Genomic DNA, 23,809 nt, shown 5'->3' on the forward strand with positions numbered 1-23,809 from the left:
TCCATTATGCGACCGGCCTCGAAGACCGGTCGCTTGTACGGATCCGATTACCGGTCGCGCCGCCCCAGCAACCGCAACCGCAGCGCGTTCAGCTTGATGAAGCCCGCCGCGTCGCGCTGGTCGTACGCGCCCTGGTCGTCCTCGAACGTCACGACCTTCTCCGAATACAGCGAGTTGGGCGACTTGCGCCCGACCACGTACACGCCGCCCTTGTACAGCTTCAGGCGGACGGTGCCCGAGACCTTCTCCTGGCTGTGATCGATCGCCGCCTGCAGCATCTCGCGCTCCGGCGAGAACCAGAAGCCGTTGTACAGCAGCTCGGCATAACGCGGCGCCAGCTCGTCCTTCAGATGCGCCGCACCCCGATCGAGCGTCAGCTGCTCGATGCCGCGATGCGCGAGGTGATAGATCGTGCCGCCCGGCGTCTCGTACATGCCGCGGCTCTTCATGCCGACGAAGCGGTTCTCGACCAGGTCGAGACGGCCGATGCCGTGACGGCGGCCATAGCCGTTGAGCGTCTCGAGCAACGTCGCCGGGCTCATCCCCTCGCCGTTGATCGCCACGCCGTCGCCGCGCTCGAAATCGATCGTGATATACTCGGGCACGTCGGGCGCGTCCTCGGGGTTCACCGTGCGCGAATAGACATAGTCGGGGACCTCGTCCCATGGATCTTCGAGAACCTTACCCTCGGACGAGGTGTGCAGCATGTTCGCGTCGGTCGAGAAGGGCGACTCGCCGCGCTTGTCCTTCGAAACCGGGATCTGGTGCTGCTCGGCGAACTCGATGAGCTTGGTGCGGCTGGTCAGGTCCCATTCGCGCCACGGTGCGATCACCTTGATGTCGGGCGACAGCGCGTAATAGCCGAGCTCGAAGCGGACCTGGTCGTTGCCCTTGCCGGTCGCGCCGTGGCTGACCGCGTCGGCGCCGACCATCTTGGCGATCTCGATCTGGCGCTTGGCGATCAGCGGCCGCGCGATCGACGTGCCGAGCAGATACAGCCCCTCGTACAGCGCGTTCGAACGCATCATCGGGAAGACATAGTCGCGCGCGAATTCCTCGCGCAGATCGTCGACGAAGATGTGCTCGGGCTTCACGCCCATCATCTCGGCCTTGGCGCGCGCGGGCTCGAGCTCTTCGCCCTGGCCCAGATCGGCGGTGAAGGTGACGACTTCGCAGTTATAGGTCTGCTGGAGCCATTTCAGGATCACGCTCGTGTCCAGGCCACCGGAATAGGCGAGCACGACGCGATTGATTCCGGCGCTGCCGGCGGGGTTGATCGGATCGGTCACGGGCAGGGTCCTTCAGGCAATATCCAATGCCCGCGCCCCTATGCGCTGGGGCGCCGCCATGCAACCGCCCCGCGCCTCCTGCATTCATGGCGCGTACAACCAAACCGGTCTATCCGCGCCGCAAATCTCTGGAGTTTACCCACCGTGCTACGCCAAACGCTTACCGTTCTCGTTCTCGCAGGGCTTGCAGGCCCGGTGCTCGCGCAGGAAACCCGCGCGTCCGCCTCGGCCAAGTTCAAGGCCGAATTCGCCGCGTCGGATACCAACAAGGACGGCGTCCTGACCCGCGCCGAGGTCCAGGCGCGGATCGGCAACATGAAGGTCGGCGGGCAGGGCCGTCCCGATCCGGTCCACGCCAAGCGCCTGGCGGACCTGTGGTTCACGAGCGCGGACAAGAACAAGGACGGCAAGGTCACGCAGGCCGAAGCCCAGGCGCTGCTGGCCGCGACCTTCGCCAAATACGACGCCAACAAGGACGGCAAGATCGGCGGCGACGAGCGCGCCGCGGCGAAGGCCGAAGTGCAGGGCCCGCGCTGAGTCCCGCCCCTCTACCGTCATCCCCGCGCAGGCGGGGATCCAGACTGGCTGATCATCGCGGCTCCATCGCCAAGGTCTGCCAGTCTGGGTTCCCGCCTCCGCGGGAATGACACGAGAGGCGCGCTTACCCCTCGCGCAACGCCCGCTCGCCCTCGATCATGTAATCGCGCGTCAGCGGCAGCGTCATCCGGCTCTTCGACAGCTGGATCTGGTAATTGACCATCCCCCCGGTCCGGAACGCCGCCGCGGCGCCCGCGAGGTAGAAGGTCCACATCCGGTAGAATCGCTCGTCGTACAGTGCGACGATCGCATCCTTCGCTGCCACCGTCCGGTCGTACCAGAGGTCGATCGTCAGCGCGTAATGCACGCGCAGCACCTCGATATCGGTCGGGAACATCCGCAGCCCCTCATAGCCGCGCACGATCTCCGACAGCGCAGGGTTGTAGCCGCCCGGGAAGATATACTTCGTCGTGAACGTGTCGGTGACGCCAGGGCCACCCATCCGGCCGATCGTGTGGAGCAGCATCACGCCGTCCTCGGTCAGCAGGTCGCGACACTTGCGGAAGAACGTCTTGTACTGCGGCGGGCCGACATGCTCGAACATGCCCACCGACACGATCCGGTCGAACGTCCCCGTCAGCGCGCGGTAATCGATCAGTTCGAACTTTACCTTGTCGGCAACGCCCGCTTCCTCGGCCCGCCGCCGCGCAACCTTCAGCTGCTCCTCGCTCAGCGTCACGCCCAGTACCTCGGCACCGGTCTTGGCGTGCAGGTACAGCGCCATCCCGCCCCAGCCGCAGCCGATATCGAGCACGCGCATGCCCGGCTGGATCGCAAGCTTGGCCGCGATATGCGCCTTCTTGTCGTTCTGCGCCTGCTCCAGACTGTTGCCCGCGTCGGTAAAATACGCGCACGAATATTGCCGGTCCGCGTCGAGGAACAGGTCGTACAGCCGGTCCGACAGGTCGTAGTGATGCGCCACGTTCTTCTTCGACCGGCGCGCCATGTTCACCCGGTCGACGCGGTGGACGACCTTGTCGAGCAGCTTGATCGGCAACGACGGATTGAGCCCGCCGCCGCGCTCCCACGGGCTGTTGCCCTTGAGCAGGTTGACCAGGTCGCGAATGTCGCCGCGCTCGATCACGAGTCGCCCATCCATGAACGCCTCCGCCGCGCCGAGCGCGGGGTGACGGATGATCGCGCCGGCGACACCCGGCTTGGTCAGGCGGATCGTGACCGGATTATAGGCCGGGTCGGGCTTGCCGAACTGCTTGGTGGTGCCGTCGGCGTGGATCAGGGTGAGTTCGCCGGTTTTAACCTGCCGGGCCAGGAAACGATCGAAAAGAGCCATGCCGCGTTAGCTAACGACTGGTACGGAAGTGCGCCACCCCCCGCAGGGGGTCAGATCCCCGCATACCAATCATAATCGACGTTATCTTCCCAATAGCCGCCCTTGCCCTTGCCGATCCCCGCAAGGCTGTCGACCGCGTCGATCCGCATCACATATTTGGCGTGCTTGTAGCCGAGCTGCCGCTCGACGCGCAGCCGGACGGGCGCGCCGTGCGCGACGTCGAGCACCTGGTCGTTGAGCGCCCAGGCCAGGATCGTCTGCGGATGGAACGCGTCGACCAGATCGACCGACTCGTAATAAGGCGTGCCGCCGTACAGGTCGGCGCAGGTGAACACGACGTAGCGCGCCGAGTCGCGGATCTGCGCGGCGTTCAACAGCGCCCCGAGCTTCGGCCCCTGCCATTTGCCGATCGCCGACCAGCCCTCGACGCAGTCGTGCCGCGTGATTTGCGCGCGCGACGGCATCTGGCGCAGCTGCGGCAACGTGACCGACAGCGGCCGACCGACCAGCCCGCCGACCTGCAGCCGATAGTCCGCGAAATTGTTCGCGACCATCGCGGTATAATCCGGCGTCCCCGGATCGCGCGTGCCGTTCGACCGGAAGATCGGCGACATCTGCGCAGGGCTGAACTCGGGCACCAGCGCATTGCGGTTGGTCAGCGCGCGTTGCAGCCCGCGGTTCATGTCCTCGCCCATGAACAGGATCTTCCGCGCCTCGGGGTTCGCGGCGATCTTGTCGCACCCGGTCAGCAACACGCCCGCGCCGACCGCGGCGCCGGTGACGAGCGTGCGCCGGGTTATGATCGAGCTCATGCTGCGTCCTCCGGCGCGTGGGGGGGAACATGCCAACGCCCTGTGATCATCGACCGCAGCTCGTTCCAGGCGCCTGCCAGGATCACCAACGCCAGATGGACGATGATGAACAGCACGAGGCCCGTCGCGGCGATGAAGTGGATCGAGCGCGCCGACTGCCGCCCGCCGAACACGTCCAGCAGCCACGGCCACGCCGCGTCCATCCCCGGCGACATCGTCAGCCCGGTCAGGATCATCACCGGGATCAGCACGAAGATCGTCACGACGTACGACAGCTTCTGCAGGATATTGTACGCCCCCGGCCGCTTCGGATCGTGAAAGCGGAACGCGAGATGCTCCTTCACGTCATGCGCCACCTCGCGCGGCGACAGCTCGGCCGCACGCACGCGCAGGTCGCGCTGGAAATGCTTGTTGATCAGGCTCACGATCATGAACCCGAGCAGCGCGAACGCGAGCACCAGCGCGAACAACAAATGCCAGCGCCGCGAAATCGCCAGGTTGTAGCTTGCCGGGATCGTCAGCAGGTTGAGCAGCGTCACCAGCCAGCTCGGCCACTGGTCGAGCGTCGTCCACGCGCTATCGAAATTCGCGCCATACGCGCCCCAATAGAGCCGCGGATGCGCCTTCAGGATGCCGATACCGCTGCCGATCATGATGAACATCGTCACCACCGTCACCCAGTGCCAGACGCGTGTCGCCATCCGGTGGCGCTTGATGATCATGGGGGCAGTGGGATCGTTCATGCTCGACCTTCGCTATAGGCAGTCGAACGGCGATATAGCAGGATTAAGTACATGACCGAATGGCATTCTTACGAACCCGCAAACGGCCATCGCCTGCCGCATGATCCCCTCAACGCGATCGTCGCGCCGCGGCCGATCGGCTGGGTCAGCACGATGTCGGCGGACGGCGTCGCGAACCTCGCGCCGTATAGTTTCTTCAACCTGTTCAACTATTCCCCGCCGCTGATCGGCTTCTCGTCGATGGGCTGGAAGGACAGCGTCGCCAATATCGAGTCGACCGGCGAGTTCGTCTGGAACCTGGTCTCGCGCGACCTCGCGGAGGCGATGAACACGACCGCCGCCAACGTCGCGGCTGATGTCGACGAATTCGCGCTCGCCAAGCTGGAGATGGCCGCGTCGACCAAGGTCAAGCCGCCCCGAGTCGCCGCATCGCGCGCGCAGTTCGAGTGCAAGCTCACCCAGCTGATCCGCCTGGAAACCAAGGAAGGCCGCGAACTCGACCAGTGGCTGGTGCTCGGCGAGGCGGTCGCGATCCACATCGACCCCGCGATGCTCGAGGACGGCGTCTACCAGACCGCCCGCGCAAACCCGATCCTGCGCGGCGGCGGCCCCGCGGATTACTTCACGATCACCGAGGACGCGCTGTTCAAGATGCGCCGCCCAGGCTGAGCCGCATTGGCGGCCGCGCCCAACCCCCACGCCGTCATCCCAGCGAAAGCTGGGATCTCCCGGTAACGAAGCGCACCCCTCGCCGCATGAGACCCCAGCTTCCGCTGGGGTGACGAGCCAGAGGGGCCAAGCGTGTCAACCGTACGCGCGCCAGAAGAACACGATCGTCGTCGCGATCGTCACCAGCAGCGTCCACACGCGAATGACCCTGGCCGACATCACCAGCCCGAGCTTCGCGCCGAAATGCCCGCCGACGATCCCGCCAAGCAGCATCGGCACGCACATCGCCCAATACACCATACCGGTGGCGATGAAGATGATCGTCGCCGCCAGATTGGCGACCGCGAGCATCAGCGTCCGCGGTGCCGCGAGTCGGGCGGGCGTCGCTCCCGACAGCAATCCCCAGGCCGCGGTCAGCATCAGCCCGACCCCACCCCCGAAATAGCCGCCATACACCCCCAGCATCGCCTGCACCGCGACAAGCGATTTCGGCCCGATCTCGACCCGCGACCGCAGCCACAAGGATGCCTGTGTCCCGAACGCGATCGCCAGCGTCGCGAACAGCAGCAGCCACGGCACGATCAGGTCGAACGCGCGCGCCGACGTCGCGACGAGCAACAGGCTGCCGATGAGCCCGCCGACGAAGGTGATCCCCGCCATCGTCCGCATCCCGACGCCCGACACCGGCTCCAGCCCATGCCGATACGTCCACGCGCTCGCCATCGCACCGGGCTGGAGCGAGACGTTGCTCGTCGCGTTGGCAAAGGTCGACGGCACGCCGAGCCCGATCAGCGCGGGCATCGTCGCGAAGCTACCACCCCCGGCGAGCGCGTTCATCGCCCCGCCGAGAACCCCAGCCCCTGCCGCCAGCGCAACCCCACTCCACTCAAGCAAAAGCGTCGGACTCGGCAGCGGCCTCGCGATCGAGCTGCGCGCGGCTCTTCTTCTCCGACGCGGTCTTCAGCTGGCCACATGCTGCATCGATATCGCGCCCGCGCGGGGTGCGCACCGGCGCCGAAATGCCGGCCGCGAACACGATGCTCGAAAACGACTTGATCCGCTCGGGCGTCGAGCATTCATAGACGGCACCCGGCCACGGGTTGAACGGGATCAGGTTCACCTTTGCGGGCAGCTCGTATTTGCGCAGCAGCCGGACGAGTTCGTGCGCATCGGCGTCCGAATCATTCTTGTCCTTCAGCATGACATATTCGAACGTAATGCGGCGTGCATTGTTGGTGCCGGGATAATCCGCGCACGCCTGCAGCAATTCCTCAATGCCGTATTTCCGGTTGAGCGGCACGATCTCGTCGCGCACCTCCTTGGTCACCGCGTGCAGCGACACCGCGAGGTTCACCCCGATCTCCGCGCCCGCGCGCGCCATCATTGGCACCACGCCGCTGGTCGACAGCGTGATCCGGCGCCGCGACAGCGCGAGCCCCGCACCGTCCATCACCAGCTTCAGCGCATCGCGGACATTCTCGAAATTATACAGCGGCTCGCCCATCCCCATCATCACGATGTTGGTGAGCATCCGCCCCTCGGGCTGGCTCGGCCATTCGCCCAGCGAATCGCGCGCGAGCATGACCTGGCCGACGATCTCGGCGGGGGTCAGGTTGCGCACTAGCCGCATCGTGCCGGTGTGGCAGAAGGTGCAGTTGAGCGTGCAGCCGACCTGGCTCGACACGCACAAAGTCCCGCGATCCGCATCGGGGATGAACACCATCTCGTAATCCTGCGCGTCGTCCGACCGCAGCAGCCACTTGCGCGTGCCGTCGGTCGACACCTGCGCCTCGACCACGTTGGGCCGGCTGATCACGAAGCGCTGCTCGAGCCACGGGTGCATCGTCTTCGAGATGTCGGTCATCGCCGAGAACTCGGTCGCACCGCGATTGTAGATCCAGTGCCACAGCTGCTTCGCGCGTAGCTTGGCCTGCTTTTCCTCGAGCTGCGACGTCTCCAGCGCCATCCGCAGATCGGCGAGCGACAGCCCGAGCAGGTCGATACGCCCATCGCTGCGCGGCACGAAGCTGCGGGGAACGGGCACGGGATCGATGTGCCCGGGGATGGGCATGAGGTTCGCGGCGGTCTGCATGCGGCGGCGCTTAGCGGAAATTTCCCGATTTTTCTACAGGCTGCGGAAGAAGGGCGTTGGGCGACGATGTAATGCAGAACGCCCCCCGACATCAGCACCCCCCCGGCGAAGGCCGGGGCCCAATTGGGAAGGTGGTGGTAACGATGCGGGGAGCGTCATCACGCACGTCCCCCAATTGGGCCCCGGCCTCCGCCGGGGTGGTGGAAGGGGGCTGCTACCCCCCGCTACACGCCAGCACCGCCGCATCGATCGCCGTCGCCGCCCCGGACAGCGCATACACATCCGCGAACGGCCGCCCGCCGACGCCGACCGCCTCGACGCTCATGCTGCGCCCCGATCGCAACGCCGCGACGATCGCGCGGTCGCTGGGGCCATCGCTCGCCCACGCATCCAGCCCGCTCGCGACCAGCGCGAATCGGCGTTCACCCACCGTCAGCGTCACGCCCGCCGACCGATCGCGTTCGCGACTGAGGCGGATGTGGAGCGACGCACGCAGCCCGCGCTGGGGCCAGGTCGCGATGCTGGCGAACCCGCTCGACCGCCCCCCCGCCATCACCGGCTTTGCTATCGCGTAACAGCGCGCCGGCACGGCATCGCGAAACGCGCCCCAACCTTTGTAGATGCCGATCGTGTCGCGCCCCGATGCCGGAACGGCGACCGCGAGGATCAGCAGCGCCGCCAGTCTCACGCCGGCGCGAAGCCGGTGCCGAGATGCGGCACGGTCGCGCGCCCGGCCTCGACCAGCGTCACCGACCCCTGCGGCAACCCCGGCGCGATCGGGGCCCCAAGCGTAGGATCGACCGCGGCGCCAGTCATCACACCCAGCATCACCCGGCTCGAGATCCCGTGCATGATCACCAGCCGGTCGCCCGGATCCGCCGCGGTCTCCGCCAGCCAGCCGCCGACGCGCGCCGCGATCTGCGGATAGGTCTCGCCGTCGGGCGCGGTCTTCAGCAGCCCGCCCGGCAGCATCACCGGCCCGACCTCGTCGACCACGTCCGCATAATAGCGCCCGCCCCAGGACCCCATGTCGATCTCGACCAGCCGCGCATCGGTCCGCGCGCCATGCCAATCGAGTTCCAGATGCTCGCAGATCACCGCCAAGGTCTGCAACGCGCGCCCGGTCGGCGACGCCCACAGGGTCAGCGCAGGCTTCACCCCGAGCAGCGCCCGAAGCGCGCGGCCAAGCTCGTCCGCTTGCGCGAATCCCGCGCGCGTCAACGGCGTATGCGCGGCATCGCCCTGCAACCGGTGCGCGGCGTTGAACACGGTTTCGCCGTGCCGCGCGACGAAATCGCGCCCCTTGCGTGAGGCCGGCGTATCGCTTGAGCGGGCGTCCGGTTCACCCTGCCGATGGCTTGGAATCATGGCCGGCATTTCAACCCCCTGTGGCGCAAAAGCAACGGATTTCCGTGTTTATCTGGGGTTCATGCAACGCGCCGAGGACTGGTCCATTGGGGCTGTCCATCCCGCGTTCGGGGATGACGAAGAGACAATGGAGTATCCCAATGCGTAAGCTTATCGCCGCCTCGCTGCTCGCCACCACCGCGGTCGCAGCCCCCGCGCTCGCCCAGACCAACCCGACCTTCACCGGCCCCCGCATTGAGGGCACGCTCGGCTACGACCACACCGGCGCCGGCAGCAGCGTGTCCAACAATAACGGGCGCGACGACCAGAAGATCGACGGCCTGCTGTACGGCGGCGGCATCGGCTACGACATCGCGACCTCGAGCAACATCGTGCTCGGCGCCGAGGCCGAACTGACCGGCTCGACCGCCAAGAGCGACCGCAACGACTATACCAGCGACTTCGGCTATGGCCGCGTCAAGCAGGGCCGCGACATCTATGTCGGCGCGCGTGCCGGCTATGTCGTCGCACCGGCGACGATGCTCTACGTCAAGGGCGGCTACACCAACTCGAAGCTCGAAGTGCTCGCCGGCGATACCAGCCAGACCACCGACACCAACTTCAAGCTCGACGGCTGGCGCGTCGGCGCGGGCGCTGAGCATGCGGTCGGCCCGAACAGCTATGCCAAGCTCGAATATCGCTATTCGAACTATGAGCGCGGCAACATCGACTATGCGACCGGCGGCACGAGCCAGCGGTTCGACGTCGACACGGACCGTCACCAGGTCGTCGCAAGCTACGGCTTCCGCTTCTGATCGCGTTTTAACGCGACGTTTACCGTGATCAAAGAAGGGTCGGGGCGCTTGCTCCGACCCTTTGTTGTTGGGTAAGCCATCTGCGGATTGCCCCCAGCCCCGAGTCCGGCTGTGGAGGCCGGGGGAATTTTGATGAAGGCGACGATCGAACGCGCAACGCTCCTCAAGGGGCTGAGCCATGTCCAGTCCGTGGTGGAGCGGCGCAACACCATCCCCATCCTGTCGAACGTGCTGATCGAGGCGACTGCCGAGGGTACGCTCAAGCTGATGGCGACCGATCTGGATCTCCAGATCAACGAATCGATCGCCGCCGCGGTCGATCAGCCCGGCGCGACCACCGTGTCCGCGCACACGCTGTTCGACATCGCGCGCAAACTGCCCGAGGGCAGCCAGGTCCAGCTCGCCGCGTCGGAAGGCCGGATGAGCATCGTCGCGGGCCGCGCACGCTTCTCGCTCGGCACGCTGCCGCGCGACGATTTCCCGGTGATCGCCGAAGGCGAGCTGCCGACGCAGTTCGAACTGCCCGCCGAGACCTTGAAGCAGATCATCGACAAGACGCGCTTCGCGATCTCGACCGAAGAGACGCGCTATTATCTCAACGGCATCTTCCTCCACGTGGCGGACGGTGACAGCTCGAACCCCGTGCTCAAGGCCGCCGCGACCGACGGCCACCGCCTCGCGCGCGTGACGCTGCCGCGGCCCGAGGGTGCCGAATCGATGCCCGACGTGATCGTCCCGCGCAAATGCATCGGTGAACTCCGCAAACTGCTCGACGAGGTCGACGGCTCGGTCGGCGTGTCGCTGTCGCCGACCAAGATCCGCTTCGACCTCGGCCAGGCGATCCTGACCTCGAAGCTGATCGACGGCACCTTCCCCGATTACAGCCGCGTGATCCCGACCGGCAACGACAAGATCCTCAAGATCGATCCCAAGAGCTTCATGGAAGGCGTCGACCGCGTCTCCACGATCGCGACCGAGAAGACGCGCGCGGTGAAGATGGCGCTCGACCGCGACAAGATCACGCTGTCGGTGACCTCGCCCGAAAACGGCACCGCCGCCGAGGAAGTCCCCGGCGATTACGTCGCGCTCCCGTTCGAGATCGGCTTCAACAGCCGCTATCTGATGGACATCCTCGCGCAGATCGACGGCGACATGGTCGAAGTCCACCTCGCCGACGCCGCCGCGCCGACGCTCATCCGCGAAAACGACAAGTCGCCCGCGCTCTACGTGCTGATGCCGATGCGCGTCTGACCGTCACGCCCTGACGATCGATCGAGAGGCCATCCTTCGGGGTGGCCTTTTTCGTTTGAACGCAGCGCCGGATCTGATACTAACAATAATGTCAGTAAGGAGTCGATTCGATGGCGAAGCTTCCTCCCTTTCCCGGTACGCCGGGTCGTCGCGATTGGCCGACGGCGTTCGACGCGATCAAGAAACTGCTCGCGAACGGTGACGACACGACCCAGGTGTTCCGGATCATGCGTGCGCTGAACGTCGGCAACGCGCCGATGAACTATGCCCGGCTGATCGCCACCGAACAGGGCGGGCGGATCGCCTATGACCAGGTCGAACTGGCGCGGCGCTTTTCCGATCCGGCGTTCGTCGCAAGCTTCGCGCCCGGAACGGTCGGTGCGGCGTATCGCGACTTCCTCGAGACGACGGGCTATTCCGCCGATGGCCTGGTCGAGGTCTCGCGCCTCGTGCCGAGCGAGGACGATCTGGCGCACCCCTATGCCTGGTTCGGCCGGCGGGTGCGCGACACGCATGACATCTGGCACGTGCTGACCGGCTACAAGGCGGACGAGAGCATGGGCGAGGCCGCGCTGGTCGCGTTCAGCTATGCGCAGGTCGGCGGGCTCGGTTGGGCGCTGATCGGCTCGGCGGCGGCGCTGAAAAGCATCCGCGTGACGGGCAGCCGGCTCTTCGCCAAGGCGGTCTGGGAGGGCTATCGCCACGGCCGCAAGGCGAAGTGGATTTCGGGCGAGGACTATCTGACGCTGCTGCACGAGCCGCTCGACGCCGCGCGCGCACGGCTCGGTATCGCGACACCGGTCGCATATCTGCACGCGCAGCGCGAACTCGGACCCGAACTCGCCTCGTATCTCAGCACGCAGCGCGCCGCGAACGCGGCGGCCGTCGCGCCGCAGCAGATCGCCGCCTGACGCGAAGGTCAACCCGACCAGCCCCTTATCCCGTTCGTGCTGAGCGAACGGAAAAGGGCGATGCAATCGGCTCCGAAAGTCCTTTAAGGCGGGGGCAATGCTCTCGCGCCTCGTCCTTACCGATTTCCGCAATCACGCCGATCTGACGCTCGCACCGGGCGCCGGGTTCGTCGTGCTGACCGGCGAGAACGGCGCGGGCAAGACCAACATCCTCGAGGCGGTCTCGCTGCTCGCCCCCGGCCGCGGCCTGCGGCGTGCGGCACTCGGCGAAATGGCGCGCCAGGGCGGGGCCGGCGGCTTCGGCGTCGCGGCCACGCTATTCGCCGGACGCGAAACGGAATCCCCCTCCCGCWTGCGGGAGGGGTTAGGGGAGGGCGCGACGTACGTACCGGCGTCCGGCATCGAGGAAAACGCGCCCCTCCCCCAACCCCTCCCGCAAGCGGAAGGGGAGGGGCAGCCACCCTCCGCAGCCGAGGTCGACGTCGCGACCGGCACGCTGGCGTCCGCGCCAGAGCGCCGCATCGTCCGCATCCAGGGCGCCACCACCACCGCGAACGCGCTGGCCGAGTGGCTCACGATCCTGTGGCTCACCCCCGCGATGGACCGGCTGTTCGTCGCGCCCGCCGGGGAGCGCCGCGGCTTTCTCGACCGCCTCACGCTCGCGCTCGCGCCCACCCACGCGCACCACGCCGCGCGTTACGACGCGGCGATGCGCGCGCGCAACCGCCTGCTCGCCGACGAAGGCCGCCCCGATGGCGACTGGCTCTCCGCGCTCGAGGCGCAGATGGCCGAGCACGGCGCCGCCGTCGACGCGGCGCGACGCGAGACGGTGGCGTTGCTCGGCGCCCGGCTCGCGCACCAGGACGACGGCCCGTTCCCGCGCGCCGGGCTCGCGCTCGATGGCTGGAACGGCGACACGACCCGGCTGCACGCCGATCTCGCCCAGGCACGCGCGCGCGATGCCGCCGCCGGGCGCACGCTCGCCGGCCCGCACCGCGTCGACCTGATCGTCACGCATCGCGACAAGGCGCGCGCCGCCTCGCTCGCGTCGACCGGCGAGCAGAAGGCGCTGCTCCTCGGCATCGTCCTGGCGCATGCCGATCTGGTCGCCGAGCGCACCGGCACCCCGCCCGTGCTGCTCCTCGATGAGGTCGCCGCGCACCTCGATCCGGCCCGCCGCGCGGCGCTGTTCGCCCGGCTTGCGGGCCGCGGTCAGGTGTGGATGACGGGCACCGAGGACGCGCTGTTCGACGCGATCGACGGCCAGGCAACGCGGATCGCGGTCGGGCGTTAGGCTGAACGCGCGCTGTCGATCGACGTCACCGCGCGTTCAAGCGGACGCGCTTAGAGCTCCGTCCATCGACGACCTGGAGAGACAATAATGACCCGGACATTCACGCGCGCCGCCCTCGGCGTCCTGATGATCGCAGCGACCACCGCCCCCATCCTCACGGCGCCCGCCATTGCGCAGGTCGGCGAGGGCGCGCGCGACGGCGGCCGCTACGACATGAGCCGCGCGCCCTGGTCGCGCCCCGGCTATCGCCTCGAGGGTGCAGGCGTGCCGATCCTGTTCCCCGAACTGCGCAATACGCCGCGCGGCCGCGCGTTCGTCATGCCCAATTTCGACGCCAACGGCGACGGCCGGATCAACCGCCGCGAAGCCGACGACGCCAACCGCGAGTTCGCGCGCATCGCCGGCCCGCGCCGCGACCGGTTCGACTGGGACGCCTATGGCCGCGACCCGCGCGGCTATCGCGGCGGCACGACCGTCGTCGAGACCACGACGACGTGGGACCGCGGCGCGATGCGCAATTACGGCTTCCGCCAGACCCCGCGCGGCGCGACGCTGACGCTGCAGGAGGACGTGCTGTTCCGCACCGATAGCGCGGAGCTGCGCCCCGGCGCGATCGAGAAGCTGCGCCCGCTCGCCGGCTATCTGCGCGGCAATCCGGGCGTCCGCGTCGCGATCGACGGCTTCACCGACTCGCGCGGCACCGACGCGCACAACCAGGACCTGTCCGAGCGCCGCGCGGCGAGCGTCCGCCAGGCGTTCGACGACATGGACGTCGTCCGCGCGCGCTTCAGCGTCGTCGGCCATGGCGAAAGCCAGCCAGTCGCGACGAACACGACCGCGGCGGGCATGCGCCTCAACCGCCGCGTCGAAGTGACGCTGCTAGGCCAGCGCGCCGACCGCTTCTGACAACCAACGCCCTCTCCCCTCGGGGGAGAGGGAAGGGGCCCGCGGCCGCTTGGCCGCGGGAAGGGTGAGGGGGCGTGAGGCTCGGGACGTATCCGCCAAAGCCCCTCACTCTTCCGTCGCCTACGGCTCCTCCCTCCCTCTCCCCCAAGGGGAGAGGGACATGCCAACCCAAGCGACACCACCCCCGGCGAAGGCCGGGGCCCAGATGGGGGACGTCGCTGACGGAAGGTGGCGCTACGTTACGACCACCTTTCCACCTGGGCCCCGGCCTCCGCCGGGGTGGTGCCATGTCTGGAGCAAGCCAGCCCCTGTCCTACACGCCACCACCCTGCCACCCTCCCCGCACGGCGATCCAACCCCCCTCGCACCCCCCACCCCAGACACCCAAAGTCCACCCACCCCGCAAAACGCTCCCAGCGTCTATACTTCCTATACTTCACTCCCCCGCGCCGCTGTTCGCGCAGGCCATTTCGCTTCCGTTTCGGCCGTCCGATGCCTATATGCTGGGCATGGCATCCAACCCCGAAACCAATAATCCCAACCTGCCCAACCAGGGCGACTATGGCGCCGACTCGATCAAGGTCCTCAAGGGCCTCGACGCGGTGCGCAAGCGCCCCGGCATGTATATCGGCGATACCGACGACGGGTCGGGCCTCCACCACATGGTGTTCGAGGTCAGCGACAACGCGATCGACGAGGCGCTTGCCGGGCATTGCGACCGGATCGACATCGTCCTGAACGCCGACGGTTCGGTCAGCGTCACCGACAATGGCCGCGGCATCCCGACCGGGATCCACACCGAGGAAGGCGTGTCCGCAGCCGAGGTCATCATGACCCAGCTCCACGCCGGCGGTAAGTTCGAGAACACCAACGACGAGAACGCGTACAAGGTCTCGGGCGGCCTGCACGGCGTCGGCGTCTCGGTCGTCAACGCGCTCAGCGAATGGCTCGACCTGACGATCTGGCGCGACGGCAAGGAGCATTACATGCGCTTCGCGTTCGGCGACGCGGTGATGCCGCTCAAGATCGTCGGCGACGCGGCCGAGGGCCAGAAGGGCACGCGAGTCACCTTCTTCCCGTCGCCCGCCACCTTCAAGATCACCGATTTCGACTTCGACAAGCTCGAGCATCGCTACCGCGAGCTCGCCTTCCTCAATTCGGGCGTCCGCCTGTTCCTCTCCGACGCGCGGCACGAGGAAATGAAGACCGTCGAGCTCTATTACGAGGGCGGGATCGCCGCGTTCGTGAAGTATCTCGATCGCGCCAAGGTGCCGTTGATGCCAGAGCCGGTCGCGATCAGCGGCACGCGCGACGACGTCACGATGGACGTCGCGCTCCAGTGGAACGACTCTTACTACGAAAACGTCCTCGCCTTCACGAACAACATCCCGCAGCGCGACGGCGGCACGCACATGGCCGCGTTCCGCGCCGCGCTGACCCGCACGCTCAACAACTATGCCGAGAAGAGCGGCATGTTGAAGAAGGAAAAGGTCCAGCTCACCGGCGAGGACATGCGCGAGGGTCTCACCGCGATCGTCTCGGTCAAGCTGCCCGATCCCAAGTTCAGCAGCCAGACCAAGGACAAGCTCGTCTCGTCCGAAGTCCGCCAGCCCTTGGAAAGCCTGATGGCCGACAAGATGGCCGAATGGCTCGAGGAAAACCCCGCGCACGGCAAGGCGATCGTCGCCAAGATCATCGACGCCGCCGCCGCGCGCGAAGCCGCCAAGCGCGCGCGCGAACTGACGCGTCGCAAGGGCGTGATGGACATCGCCTCGCTGCCCGGCAAGCTCGCCGACTGTCAGGAACGCGATCCCGCCAAGTCCGAGCTGTTCCTGGTCGAGGGTGACTCGGCAGGCGGTTCGGCCAAGCAGGGCCGCGATCGCCATTTCCAGGCGATCCTCCCCCTGCGCGGCAAGATCCTCAACACCGAGCGCGCGCGCGAGGATCGCATGTTGTCGAGCCGCGAGATCGGCACGCTCATCACCGCGATGGGCACCGGCATCCGCGACGATTTCAACGCGGACAAGCTGCGCTACCACAAGATCGTCATCATGACCGACGCAGACGTCGACGGCGCGCACATCCGCACGCTGTTGCTGACGCTGTTCTACCGTCACATGCCCAAGATCATCGAGGGCGGCTATCTCTACATCGCCCAGCCGCCGCTGTATAAGGCGACCAAGGGCCGGTCGGAGGTGTATCTCAAGGACGATGCGGCGCTCGACGAATATCTGGTCGATGCCGGCGTCGGCACGATGGTGCTCGACGGCCCCGGCGGCGGCCGCTCGGGTCGCGACCTCAAGGACCTGGTCGATCACGCGCGCCGCATGCGCACGCTGATGCGCTACGTTCCCAAGCGCTACGATGCCGGGATGATCGAGGCGCTGGCACTCGGCGGCGTGTTCGATCCGGAGGCCTCGGTCGCGGATCGCACCTCGCGGCTCGAGATCGTCACGCGTCGTCTCGAACTCGACGACGGCGATGCGCGCTGGACCGCGGTGCTGACCGAAGACGGCGGCATCCATTTCCAGCGTGCGTGGCGCGGCGTCACCGACCATCACATCATCGAAGCGAGCTTCCTGGTGTCGGCCGAGGCGCGCAAACTCCACGCGCTGTCGGGCGAACACGCCGACAGCTATGCGCAGACCTCGAACCTCGTTCCCGCCAGCAAGGCATCGCAGGCGGACGAGCCCGAGGCCGAGGACGGCGCCGCGGAGGCTGGCGCCGGTGTCATCGGTTCGGTCACCGCCGTCGCCGCGCGCGGCTCGACACAGGTGTCGCGCCCAAGCCATCTGCTCGACGCGATCCTGACCGCCGGGCGCAAGGGTCTCGCGATCCAGCGCTACAAGGGTCTGGGCGAGATGAACGCGGAACAGCTCTGGGAAACCACGCTCGATCCGTCGGTCCGCTCGATGCTTCGCGTCACCGCGGTCAATGCCGAGAGCGCGAACGAGATCTTCACGCAGCTTATGGGCGAAGTCGTCGAACCGCGCCGCGAGTTCATCCAGGACAACGCGCTGAACGTCGCCAATCTCGACGTCTGAGGCGGAACATCGAGTGTCCAACCGCGCTTAACGGCCATCTATCTAGGAGTGATACGCATGGCCGAAGACCGGTTGGACATCGATCTGAAGACGCTCGAGGACAATAGCGACCTGCGCCAGGTCGAGTTCGAGGGCGAAGTGAGCGACGAGCGCTATCAGTTCGCGGTACAGTATGACGTGCTCGAAGCGCTGAGCACGGTCGCCCCCGAGGGCGATGCCGTCGCGATCTTCAAGCAGCATGCCGAAGAGATCGCCGATCTCGGCGTCGTGGCCTTGGCGCGTGATCCCGATCAGGAGATCGTCGTGATCAGCGAGAACGACCTCGAATGACGCCCGGCCGACCGAACCGCGTCAAGCCTCTGCTCGGCCGCGACACGCAGATGTGCATGTCGCTGTCCGCGCGCCCGAGCAACTTCGGGACCCGGTTCCACAACCGCCTCTACGAACTGCTCGGGCTCGATTACGTCTACAAGGCCTTCACGACGAAGGACTTGGCGGGCGTTGTCGGCGGCATCCGCGCGCTCGGAATCCGGGGCTGCGCGGTGTCGATGCCGTTCAAGGAGGCGGTGATCCCGATGCTCGACGCGCTCGACCCCTCGGCCCGCGCGATCGACAGCGTCAACACCATCGTCAACGACGGCGGCGTCCTGACCGGCTTCAACACCGATTACACCGCGGTCCGCATGCTGCTCGACTCGCACGACGTCGATCCCGCGATGCGCTTCATGCTGCGCGGATCGGGCGGGATGGCGAAGGCGGTCGCGACCGCGTTGCGCGATGCCGGCTTTGCGAACGGCACGATCGTCGCGCGCAACGAAACCGCGGGCCGCGCGCTCGCCGACTCGCATGGCTATTGCTGGACCGCGGAGCCCGATCCGGCGGGGGCGCCGATGCTCGTCAACGTGACTCCGCTCGGCATGGCGGGCGCGGACGCCGATGCGCTCGCGTTCGACTCGCCGCTGATCGCGGGGTGCGAGGTCGCGTTCGACGTCGTCGCGCTCCCCACCGAAACCCCGTTCCTTGTCGCCGCGCGCGGCGCGGGCAAGCGTATCATCTCGGGCGGCGAGGTGGGGATCTTGCAGGCGCTCGAGCAGTTCGTGCTCTATACCGGCGTCCGGCCGGATCAGTCGGAGGTGGACGACGCAGCGGCGGTCGCGCGCGCCTGACCCTCGCCCGCGGCGCGCGCACGACGCCCGCGCCACAGGCGGAAGCCGGCGATGATCAGGGCGGCGACGCCGACCAGTATCGCAACGCCGACCAGCTTCTGTCTCGGCATCACCCGCCCGACCAGCTCGATCAGCCCGTCGCCGAACACATAGCCGATCCCCGTGAAGACCACGCCCCACACAAGCGCGGAGATCGCGTTGAGCACGACGAAGGTGCGCGCGGGCACGTGCGACGTGCCGACCGCGATCGGGCTGATCGTCCGCAACCCATACAGGAAGCGAAAGCCGAGGATGAAGATCGTCGGATGCCGGTCGAGCGTGTCGAGCGCCTTGGCAAAGGCGGGTTTCTCGGCGATCCGGCGCACGCGCTTGGTGTCGCGGTACTTCCGTCCGGCGAAGAAAAAGAGCTGATCCGCGAAGAACGACCCCGTCACCGCCGCCGCCGCGCTGCCCCATAACGGCAACAGATGCTGGTGCGCGAGCAGCCCGCCGGTGACGACGCTGGTCTCGCCCTCGAACGCCGCGCCAAGGAAGATCGCGGCGAGGCCGTATTCGGCGATGAAGCTTTCGATCGACATCCCTTGCCCTTGCCGGACCGCGCACCGTTTAGCCAGCCGTCGATCACGCCTGCGCGTGGGCAACGTCACCCGGATATCACGCTAATCCCTTGTCGAGGCTCAGCTAATCCGCCTGCGTCGACGGGGCGCTACAACTGCGCGTCGCGCAGGAACACCGCGAGTGCAGACCATGCAGGCTGCTTGGCGGCGAGACCGATCGTGTGGAGCGGGCTGCTCGACGGCAGCGCGACTATCTCGGGTCCGCGGAAATCCCGGCCGAGCAGCTTCAGCCCCTGTTTCAGCGCGGTGCCACCGTTGAACGCGATCGCGCGCAGATCGGGCAGCGTCGCGATCAGCCCGGCAATGTCGTTGCCCGCGATATCCAGGATCGCGGCGTCGGTGCTCCCCGCGCGTCGCGCCGATCCGATCACGTCCCACAATGCGACCCGCTGCGCACGCAACGCCGCAAGCCGGTCGTCATAGTCGAGCGCAGCAAGGTCGCACCCGACGACCGGCGACATCAGCTGCCAGAACTGGTTCTGCGGATGCGCATAATAACGCTGCGCGGCGAGCGAACGGTCGCCCGGCAGGCTGCCAAGGACGAGGATTCGGGCATCAGGGTCGGCGACGGGCGGGAAGGAGTGCTTGAGTTGCATAAGGCGCATCTAACGCCGTCTGCCGGCCAGTCCGATCGTGAAATCCAACCGGATCTCGAAATCTCCCCCATCTAACCTCCCCGGCGGAGGCCGGGGCCCAGTTGGGGGACGTTGATAACGGAGTTTAGCGTGCGGTTACCAAAAGCCTTCCACCTGGGCTCCGGCCTCCCCCGGGGAGGTGCACTGTAGCATCGACCGCGCCGCCCATTCCCGCGATTGCGCGCGATCCCGCAAGCGTCCTATCACGCACGCCATGAAGATCATGCTCTCCGCCAGCCTCGCTGTGCTCGCCCTCGCGAGTGCCCCCGCCGCCGCCCGGCAGCTCACCATCGACGACGTGACGATGCTCAGCCGCGTCGGAGCGCCGACCGCCTCGCCGGACGGGCATTGGCTCGTCTGGGCGCAGCGCGAGACCGATCTCGCCGCCGACAAGGGGCGCTTCGACCTCTGGCGGCTCGACCTGACCACGCCCGGCGCGCGCGCGGTGAAGCTGCTCGCCGATCCGCAGGTCAATGAGAACGACCCACAGATCGTCGGCACCACCGTCTATTTCACCTCCGACAAGGGCGGCGATGACGCCATCTGGTCGGTGCCGATCACCGGCGGCACGCCGCGCCGCCTCACGAGCTTCAAGGGTGGTTTTGGCGGCTTCAAGGTCGCGCCGACCGGCGACAAGCTGCTCGTCTGGGCGGATCGCAAGCCCGGCGCGCCGAGCCTCGAGCCGGCGATGGAGAAGAAGGATCCGAACGCCGGCGCCGGCCGCACGTACGACCAGCTGTTCGTGCGCCACTGGGATACGTGGGCGGACGGGACGCGCTCGCAACTTTTCGTATTGCCGCTGACCGCCGCGGGCGCGACCGGCAACGGGGTTCCGCTGGTCGGCACGCTCGTCGGCGATGCGCCGTCAAAGCCCTATGGCGGCGCCGAAGAAGTCTCGTGGAGCCCCGACGGCCGCACCGTCTATTTCGCGATGCGCGAGGCGGGGCGGATCGAGTCGCTGTCGACCAATCTCGACATCTTCTCGGTCCCTGCCGATGGCTCCGCGGCCCCGGTCAATCTGACCGCGGCGAACAAGGCGACCGACAACCTCCCGACGGTATCGCCCGACGGCCGCAGCCTCGCCTATTTCGCGATGCGCAGGCCCGGGTTCGAGGCGGATCGCCAGGTACTCACCGTCCGTGACATCGCGACCGGCAAGACGGTGTCGCTGACCGAGCGCTGGGACAGGTCGGTCGGCTCGATCGCCTGGGCCCCCGATTCGAAATCGCTCTACGTCACGGCCGACGACACGCAGGAGACGCCGCTGTTCCGCGTTGATGCGGCGAGCGGCGCCGTCACGCGGCTCACGCAGGAGGGGCATGTCAGCGCGGTCGCGATCACCCCGCGCGGACCCGTGGTGGCGATCGACAGCCTGACCGCGCCGGCCGATTTCTATCGGATCGCGGGCAGCGGTGCGCCCCAGCGTCTGACCCAGGTCAACGCGGCCAAGCTCGCCGGGATCGACATGCCGACCGTCACGCGGTTCAACTTCAAGGGCGCCAACGCCGACACCGTCTGGGGCTATGCGGTGAAACCGTACGGCAGCACGGGCAAGGTCCCGGTCGCGTACATGGTCCATGGCGGGCCGCAGGGGTCGAGCAACAACAGCTGGTCGTATCGCTGGAATCCGGCGGTGTTCGCCGGCGCGGGCTATGGCCTGGTCGCGGTCGATTTCCACGGGTCGACCGGCTACGGGCAGGGCTTCACCGACGCGATCAGCAACAACTGGGGCGGCTGGCCGCTCGAGGATCTGCAAAAGGGTCTGAAGGCCGCGACGGACAAGTTCGCCTGGCTCGATGCCGACAATGCCTGCGCGCTCGGCGCGTCGTACGGCGGCTATATGATGAACTGGATCGAGGGGCAGTGGCCCGATCGTTTCAAGTGCATCGTCCAGCATGACGGCGTGTTCGACGCGCGCGCGATGGCGTACGAGACCGAAGAGCTCTGGTTCGACGAATGGGAGCATGGCGGGAAGGCCTATTACGAGGACCCGCAGGCGTTCGAGAAATGGAACCCGGTCAATTACGTCGCCAAGTGGAAGACGCCGATGCTGGTGATCACCGGCGAGAAGGACTTCCGCATTCCCTACACGCAGGGGCTCGCGACGTTCACCGCGCTCCAGCGTCGCGGAATCCCGTCGCGGTTGCTGGTCAACCCGAACGAGAACCACTGGGTGCTCAAGCCGAAGAACTCGCGCCAATGGTATGGCGAGGTGCTCGGCTGGATGAACAAGTGGACCGCCAAATAATCGTTCCGCCTCGTCACGCCGGACCCGGCCCGGCGTGACGAAGCTGCCCTGACGGAAAGGGGATAGCTCAGCCGCTGCCCAGCACGTTGATCGTGAACGCCAGCACGCCGATATTGAACACGAACGCCGCCATGCACTGGCCGAGCGCGGCTTTCCGCACGCGGCGCGACGTGATCTCGACGTCCGACGTCTGGAACGTCATCCCCAGCGTGAACGCGAAATAGGCGAAGTCCCAGTAATCGGGCTCGTCACAGCTTGGAAAATCGAGCCCCTTCGCATCCTTCCCCGCAGGATCGTCGACATAATAGAGATGCGCATAGTGCAGCGTGTAGATCATGTTCGAGAACAGCCACGCGAGCGCCAGCGTCGTGATCGTCAGGACGATCGCGACCGCGTCGTTCTTGCCCTGCAGCTCCTTCGCGACCGCGACCAGGATGACGAGCATGATCGTGCCGCTGAACCCGAGCAGCACCGCGCGGTTGGCGTCGTTTTCCTGCGCGGCGCGGCGCATCCGCTCGGCGCTGGCGTTGCGGAACAGCGTCGAGACCGCGATCAGGAACACCGCGGCGGCAAGGTCGAAGGCCCCCATCGTGCCCCGCCCGAGCCCGACGCGCGGGATCATCGTCACCAGCCCGATCACGAAGACCAGTACGAACAGGACGAAGCGCGGCGGGGCAACGCGTTGGCCCAGGCCCCAATATCTGGCTTTGCTACTCATGGCACGGCGCTAGCGCTTCGCGGTCACGTCGCCTAGATACGCGCGCATCATGGCAAGAATAGAAACCCCGCGCCGCATTCGTGGCACCCAGGACATTTTCGGTGACGAGCAGCGCCGCTTCGCGCACGTCCTGTCGACGTTCGAGCGCGTGCGGGCGCTGTATTGCTTCCAGCGCATCGACATCCCGGTGTTCGAGTCGACCGCGGTGTTCGCGCGCTCGCTCGGCGAGACGACCGATGTCGTGTCGAAGGAAATGTACACGTTCGAGGATCGCGGCGGCGATTCGCTGACGCTGCGCCCCGAATTCACCGCGGGGATCGCGCGCGCCTATCTGACCGAGGGCTGGCAGCAGTTCGCGCCGCTCAAGATCACGACCAGCGGCCCGGTGTTCCGCTACGAGCGCCCGCAAAAGGGGCGGTTCCGGCAGTTCCACCAGATCGACGCCGAGGTGATCGGCGCGGCCGAGCCGGCGGCGGACGTCGAACTTCTGGTGCTTGCGGACCAGCTGCTGCGCGAACTTGGCATTGCCGAAGGCGTGACGTTGCAGCTGAATACCTTGGGCGACGCCGAGACGCGCGACGCGTGGCGCGCGGCACTGGTGGCGCATTTCGAGGCGCATCGCGACGAGTTGTCCGAGGACAGCCTGACCCGGCTCGAGAAGAACCCGATGCGGATCCTCGATTCGAAGGATCCGCGCGACCGCCCGATCGCCGACAGCGCACCCGATATCGACGCGTATCTGACCCCCGAGGCGCGCGCATTCTTCGACGCGGTGACCGCCGGGCTCGATGCCGCGGGCGTCGCGTGGGAGCGCAATGCGCGGCTGGTCCGCGGGCTCGATTACTATCGCCACACCGCGTTCGAGTTCGTGACCGACCGGTTGGGCGCGCAGGGCACCGTGCTGGCCGGCGGCCGCTATGACGGGCTGATCGGCTCGCTCGGCGGTCCGGAGACGGCGGGCGTGGGCTGGGCCGCGGGCGTCGAGCGACTGGCGATGTTGCTGGACGAACCGGCAGCGGCGACGATCGACGCGGTGGTCGTGCCGATGGGCGCGGACGCCGAAGCGCGCGCGATGGGTATCGTCGCGGACCTGCGCCGTGCAGGCGTTGCGGTCGAGATGGCCTATAAGGGCAAGATGAAGGCACGCATGGCGAAGGCCGACGCGCTCGGCGCGCGCTTCGCGATCATCCTTGGCGACGACGAACTCGCGAAGGGCGTCGCGGCCGTAAAGACGCTCGGCGCGGGCACGCAGGCCGAAGTCGCCTTCGCCGATCTCGCGGAGGCGCTGCGTTGAGCCTCCCCCGTCATCCCAGCGAAAGCTGGGATATTCCGGTTGGCGGGCTCGGCACTCGCCCCATTGAGAT

At 67.2% G+C, this 23,809-nt stretch carries 23 protein-coding genes; 12 read left to right on the top strand and 11 right to left on the bottom strand.

Annotated features, from left to right (window positions below; translation table 11 throughout):
* Positions 1 to 47: 47 nt before the first annotated feature.
* Entirely contained in the window at positions 48 to 1,289 is a 1,242-nt protein-coding gene (locus ASE79_RS17465; RefSeq protein WP_234422517.1) for an argininosuccinate synthase, read from the bottom strand.
* 144 nt (positions 1,290 to 1,433) lie between these two features.
* Here ASE79_RS17465 and ASE79_RS17470 point away from each other — a divergent pair, with 144 nt between their 5' ends.
* Entirely contained in the window at positions 1,434 to 1,826 is a 393-nt protein-coding gene (locus ASE79_RS17470; RefSeq protein WP_156359743.1) for an EF-hand domain-containing protein, read from the top strand.
* Between the two features lie 124 nt (positions 1,827 to 1,950).
* Here ASE79_RS17470 and ASE79_RS17475 read toward each other — a convergent pair whose 3' ends face one another.
* From ASE79_RS17475 to ASE79_RS17485, 3 genes are read right to left on the bottom strand one after another with little or no spacing between them, the layout of a single operon-like run.
* Positions 1,951 to 3,177, bottom strand: a complete 1,227-nt coding sequence (locus ASE79_RS17475) for an SAM-dependent methyltransferase (RefSeq protein ID WP_056419596.1) — start codon at positions 3,175 to 3,177, stop codon at positions 1,951 to 1,953.
* A 50-nt stretch (positions 3,178 to 3,227) separates the two neighbouring features.
* Complete coding sequence (locus tag ASE79_RS17480; RefSeq protein WP_056419599.1) at positions 3,228 to 3,989, bottom strand: molybdopterin-dependent oxidoreductase; 762 nt, start codon at positions 3,987 to 3,989, stop codon at positions 3,228 to 3,230.
* The gene (locus tag ASE79_RS17485) at positions 3,986 to 4,732 is read right to left on the bottom strand and encodes a cytochrome b/b6 domain-containing protein (RefSeq protein ID WP_056419601.1); all 747 of its coding nucleotides are present in this window, start codon (positions 4,730 to 4,732) and stop codon (positions 3,986 to 3,988) included. Before ASE79_RS17485 ends, ASE79_RS17480 begins: the two co-directional genes overlap by 4 nt.
* A gap of 51 nt (positions 4,733 to 4,783) precedes the next feature.
* Here ASE79_RS17485 and ASE79_RS17490 point away from each other — a divergent pair, with 51 nt between their 5' ends.
* Positions 4,784 to 5,401, top strand: coding sequence for a flavin reductase family protein (locus tag ASE79_RS17490; protein ID WP_056419604.1), 618 nt, complete (start codon positions 4,784 to 4,786; stop codon positions 5,399 to 5,401).
* A 135-nt stretch (positions 5,402 to 5,536) separates the two neighbouring features.
* On the opposite strand, the gene ASE79_RS17495 is transcribed toward ASE79_RS17490, so the two are convergent.
* The 4 genes from ASE79_RS17495 to ASE79_RS17510 form a co-directional block, all read right to left on the bottom strand.
* Positions 5,537 to 6,295 (bottom strand): sulfite exporter TauE/SafE family protein, encoded by a 759-nt coding sequence (locus ASE79_RS17495; RefSeq protein ID WP_082445406.1) that lies wholly within the window; start codon positions 6,293 to 6,295, stop codon positions 5,537 to 5,539.
* Positions 6,288 to 7,493 (bottom strand): 23S rRNA (adenine(2503)-C(2))-methyltransferase RlmN, encoded by a 1,206-nt coding sequence (gene rlmN, locus ASE79_RS17500; RefSeq protein WP_056419610.1) that lies wholly within the window; start codon positions 7,491 to 7,493, stop codon positions 6,288 to 6,290. Before rlmN ends, ASE79_RS17495 begins: the two co-directional genes overlap by 8 nt.
* Before the next feature lie 214 nt (positions 7,494 to 7,707).
* Entirely contained in the window at positions 7,708 to 8,181 is a 474-nt protein-coding gene (locus ASE79_RS17505; protein WP_056419614.1) for an invasion associated locus B family protein, read from the bottom strand.
* Positions 8,178 to 8,861 (bottom strand): histidine phosphatase family protein, encoded by a 684-nt coding sequence (locus tag ASE79_RS17510; protein WP_056419797.1) that lies wholly within the window; start codon positions 8,859 to 8,861, stop codon positions 8,178 to 8,180. Before ASE79_RS17510 ends, ASE79_RS17505 begins: the two co-directional genes overlap by 4 nt.
* A gap of 140 nt (positions 8,862 to 9,001) precedes the next feature.
* Between ASE79_RS17510 and ASE79_RS17515 the strand changes: the two genes are divergently transcribed.
* The 8 genes from ASE79_RS17515 to ASE79_RS17550 all read left to right on the top strand — a co-directional run bounded on the left by ASE79_RS17515 (position 9,002) and on the right by ASE79_RS17550 (position 18,227).
* Positions 9,002 to 9,655: an outer membrane protein gene (locus ASE79_RS17515; RefSeq protein ID WP_056419616.1), complete on the top strand. Its 654-nt coding sequence runs from the start codon at positions 9,002 to 9,004 to the stop codon at positions 9,653 to 9,655.
* 132 nt (positions 9,656 to 9,787) lie between these two features.
* Positions 9,788 to 10,906 (top strand): DNA polymerase III subunit beta, encoded by a 1,119-nt coding sequence (gene dnaN / locus ASE79_RS17520; RefSeq protein WP_056017955.1) that lies wholly within the window; start codon positions 9,788 to 9,790, stop codon positions 10,904 to 10,906.
* A 110-nt stretch (positions 10,907 to 11,016) separates the two neighbouring features.
* Complete coding sequence (locus tag ASE79_RS17525; RefSeq protein WP_056419618.1) at positions 11,017 to 11,817, top strand: Coq4 family protein; 801 nt, start codon at positions 11,017 to 11,019, stop codon at positions 11,815 to 11,817.
* A 97-nt stretch (positions 11,818 to 11,914) separates the two neighbouring features.
* On the top strand, positions 11,915 to 13,111 hold the full coding sequence (locus tag ASE79_RS17530; protein WP_056419622.1) for a DNA replication/repair protein RecF: 1,197 nt from the start codon (positions 11,915 to 11,917) through the stop codon (positions 13,109 to 13,111).
* Positions 13,112 to 13,198: 87 nt separating this feature from the next.
* On the top strand, positions 13,199 to 14,017 hold the full coding sequence (locus ASE79_RS17535) for an OmpA family protein (RefSeq protein WP_056419625.1): 819 nt from the start codon (positions 13,199 to 13,201) through the stop codon (positions 14,015 to 14,017).
* A 509-nt stretch (positions 14,018 to 14,526) separates the two neighbouring features.
* Positions 14,527 to 17,061 (top strand): DNA topoisomerase (ATP-hydrolyzing) subunit B, encoded by a 2,535-nt coding sequence (gene gyrB / locus ASE79_RS17540; protein ID WP_056419799.1) that lies wholly within the window; start codon positions 14,527 to 14,529, stop codon positions 17,059 to 17,061.
* Between the two features lie 57 nt (positions 17,062 to 17,118).
* Positions 17,119 to 17,391, top strand: coding sequence for a DUF1488 family protein (locus ASE79_RS17545; RefSeq protein WP_056419628.1), 273 nt, complete (start codon positions 17,119 to 17,121; stop codon positions 17,389 to 17,391).
* Positions 17,388 to 18,227 (top strand): shikimate 5-dehydrogenase, encoded by an 840-nt coding sequence (locus ASE79_RS17550; RefSeq protein WP_056419631.1) that lies wholly within the window; start codon positions 17,388 to 17,390, stop codon positions 18,225 to 18,227. Before ASE79_RS17545 ends, ASE79_RS17550 begins: the two co-directional genes overlap by 4 nt.
* On the opposite strand, the gene ASE79_RS17555 is transcribed toward ASE79_RS17550, so the two are convergent.
* Both ASE79_RS17555 and ASE79_RS17560 read right to left on the bottom strand, forming a co-directional pair.
* Positions 18,185 to 18,805, bottom strand: coding sequence for a DedA family protein (locus ASE79_RS17555; protein ID WP_056419636.1), 621 nt, complete (start codon positions 18,803 to 18,805; stop codon positions 18,185 to 18,187). The two genes, ASE79_RS17550 and ASE79_RS17555, sit on opposite strands and share 43 nt — an antisense overlap.
* Positions 18,806 to 18,933: 128 nt before the next feature.
* A complete protein-coding gene (locus tag ASE79_RS17560) occupies positions 18,934 to 19,440 on the bottom strand; it encodes a DNA-deoxyinosine glycosylase (RefSeq protein ID WP_056419639.1) in 507 nt (168 codons plus the stop codon).
* Between the two features lie 253 nt (positions 19,441 to 19,693).
* On the opposite strand from ASE79_RS17560, the gene ASE79_RS17565 reads away from it, so the two are divergent.
* Entirely contained in the window at positions 19,694 to 21,727 is a 2,034-nt protein-coding gene (locus ASE79_RS17565) for an alpha/beta hydrolase family protein (RefSeq protein WP_056419641.1), read from the top strand.
* Between the two features lie 67 nt (positions 21,728 to 21,794).
* On the opposite strand, the gene ASE79_RS17570 is transcribed toward ASE79_RS17565, so the two are convergent.
* Positions 21,795 to 22,445, bottom strand: coding sequence for a DUF1345 domain-containing protein (locus ASE79_RS17570; protein ID WP_056419644.1), 651 nt, complete (start codon positions 22,443 to 22,445; stop codon positions 21,795 to 21,797).
* Positions 22,446 to 22,494: 49 nt separating this feature from the next.
* On the opposite strand from ASE79_RS17570, the gene hisS reads away from it, so the two are divergent.
* Positions 22,495 to 23,739, top strand: coding sequence for a histidine--tRNA ligase (gene hisS, locus ASE79_RS17575; RefSeq protein ID WP_056419647.1), 1,245 nt, complete (start codon positions 22,495 to 22,497; stop codon positions 23,737 to 23,739).
* Positions 23,740 to 23,809 lie beyond the last annotated feature (70 nt).

Source organism: Sphingomonas sp. Leaf28 (assembly GCF_001421685.1).
In the GTDB taxonomy this organism is placed as follows: Bacteria; Pseudomonadota; Alphaproteobacteria; order Sphingomonadales; family Sphingomonadaceae; genus Sphingomonas; species Sphingomonas aurantiaca.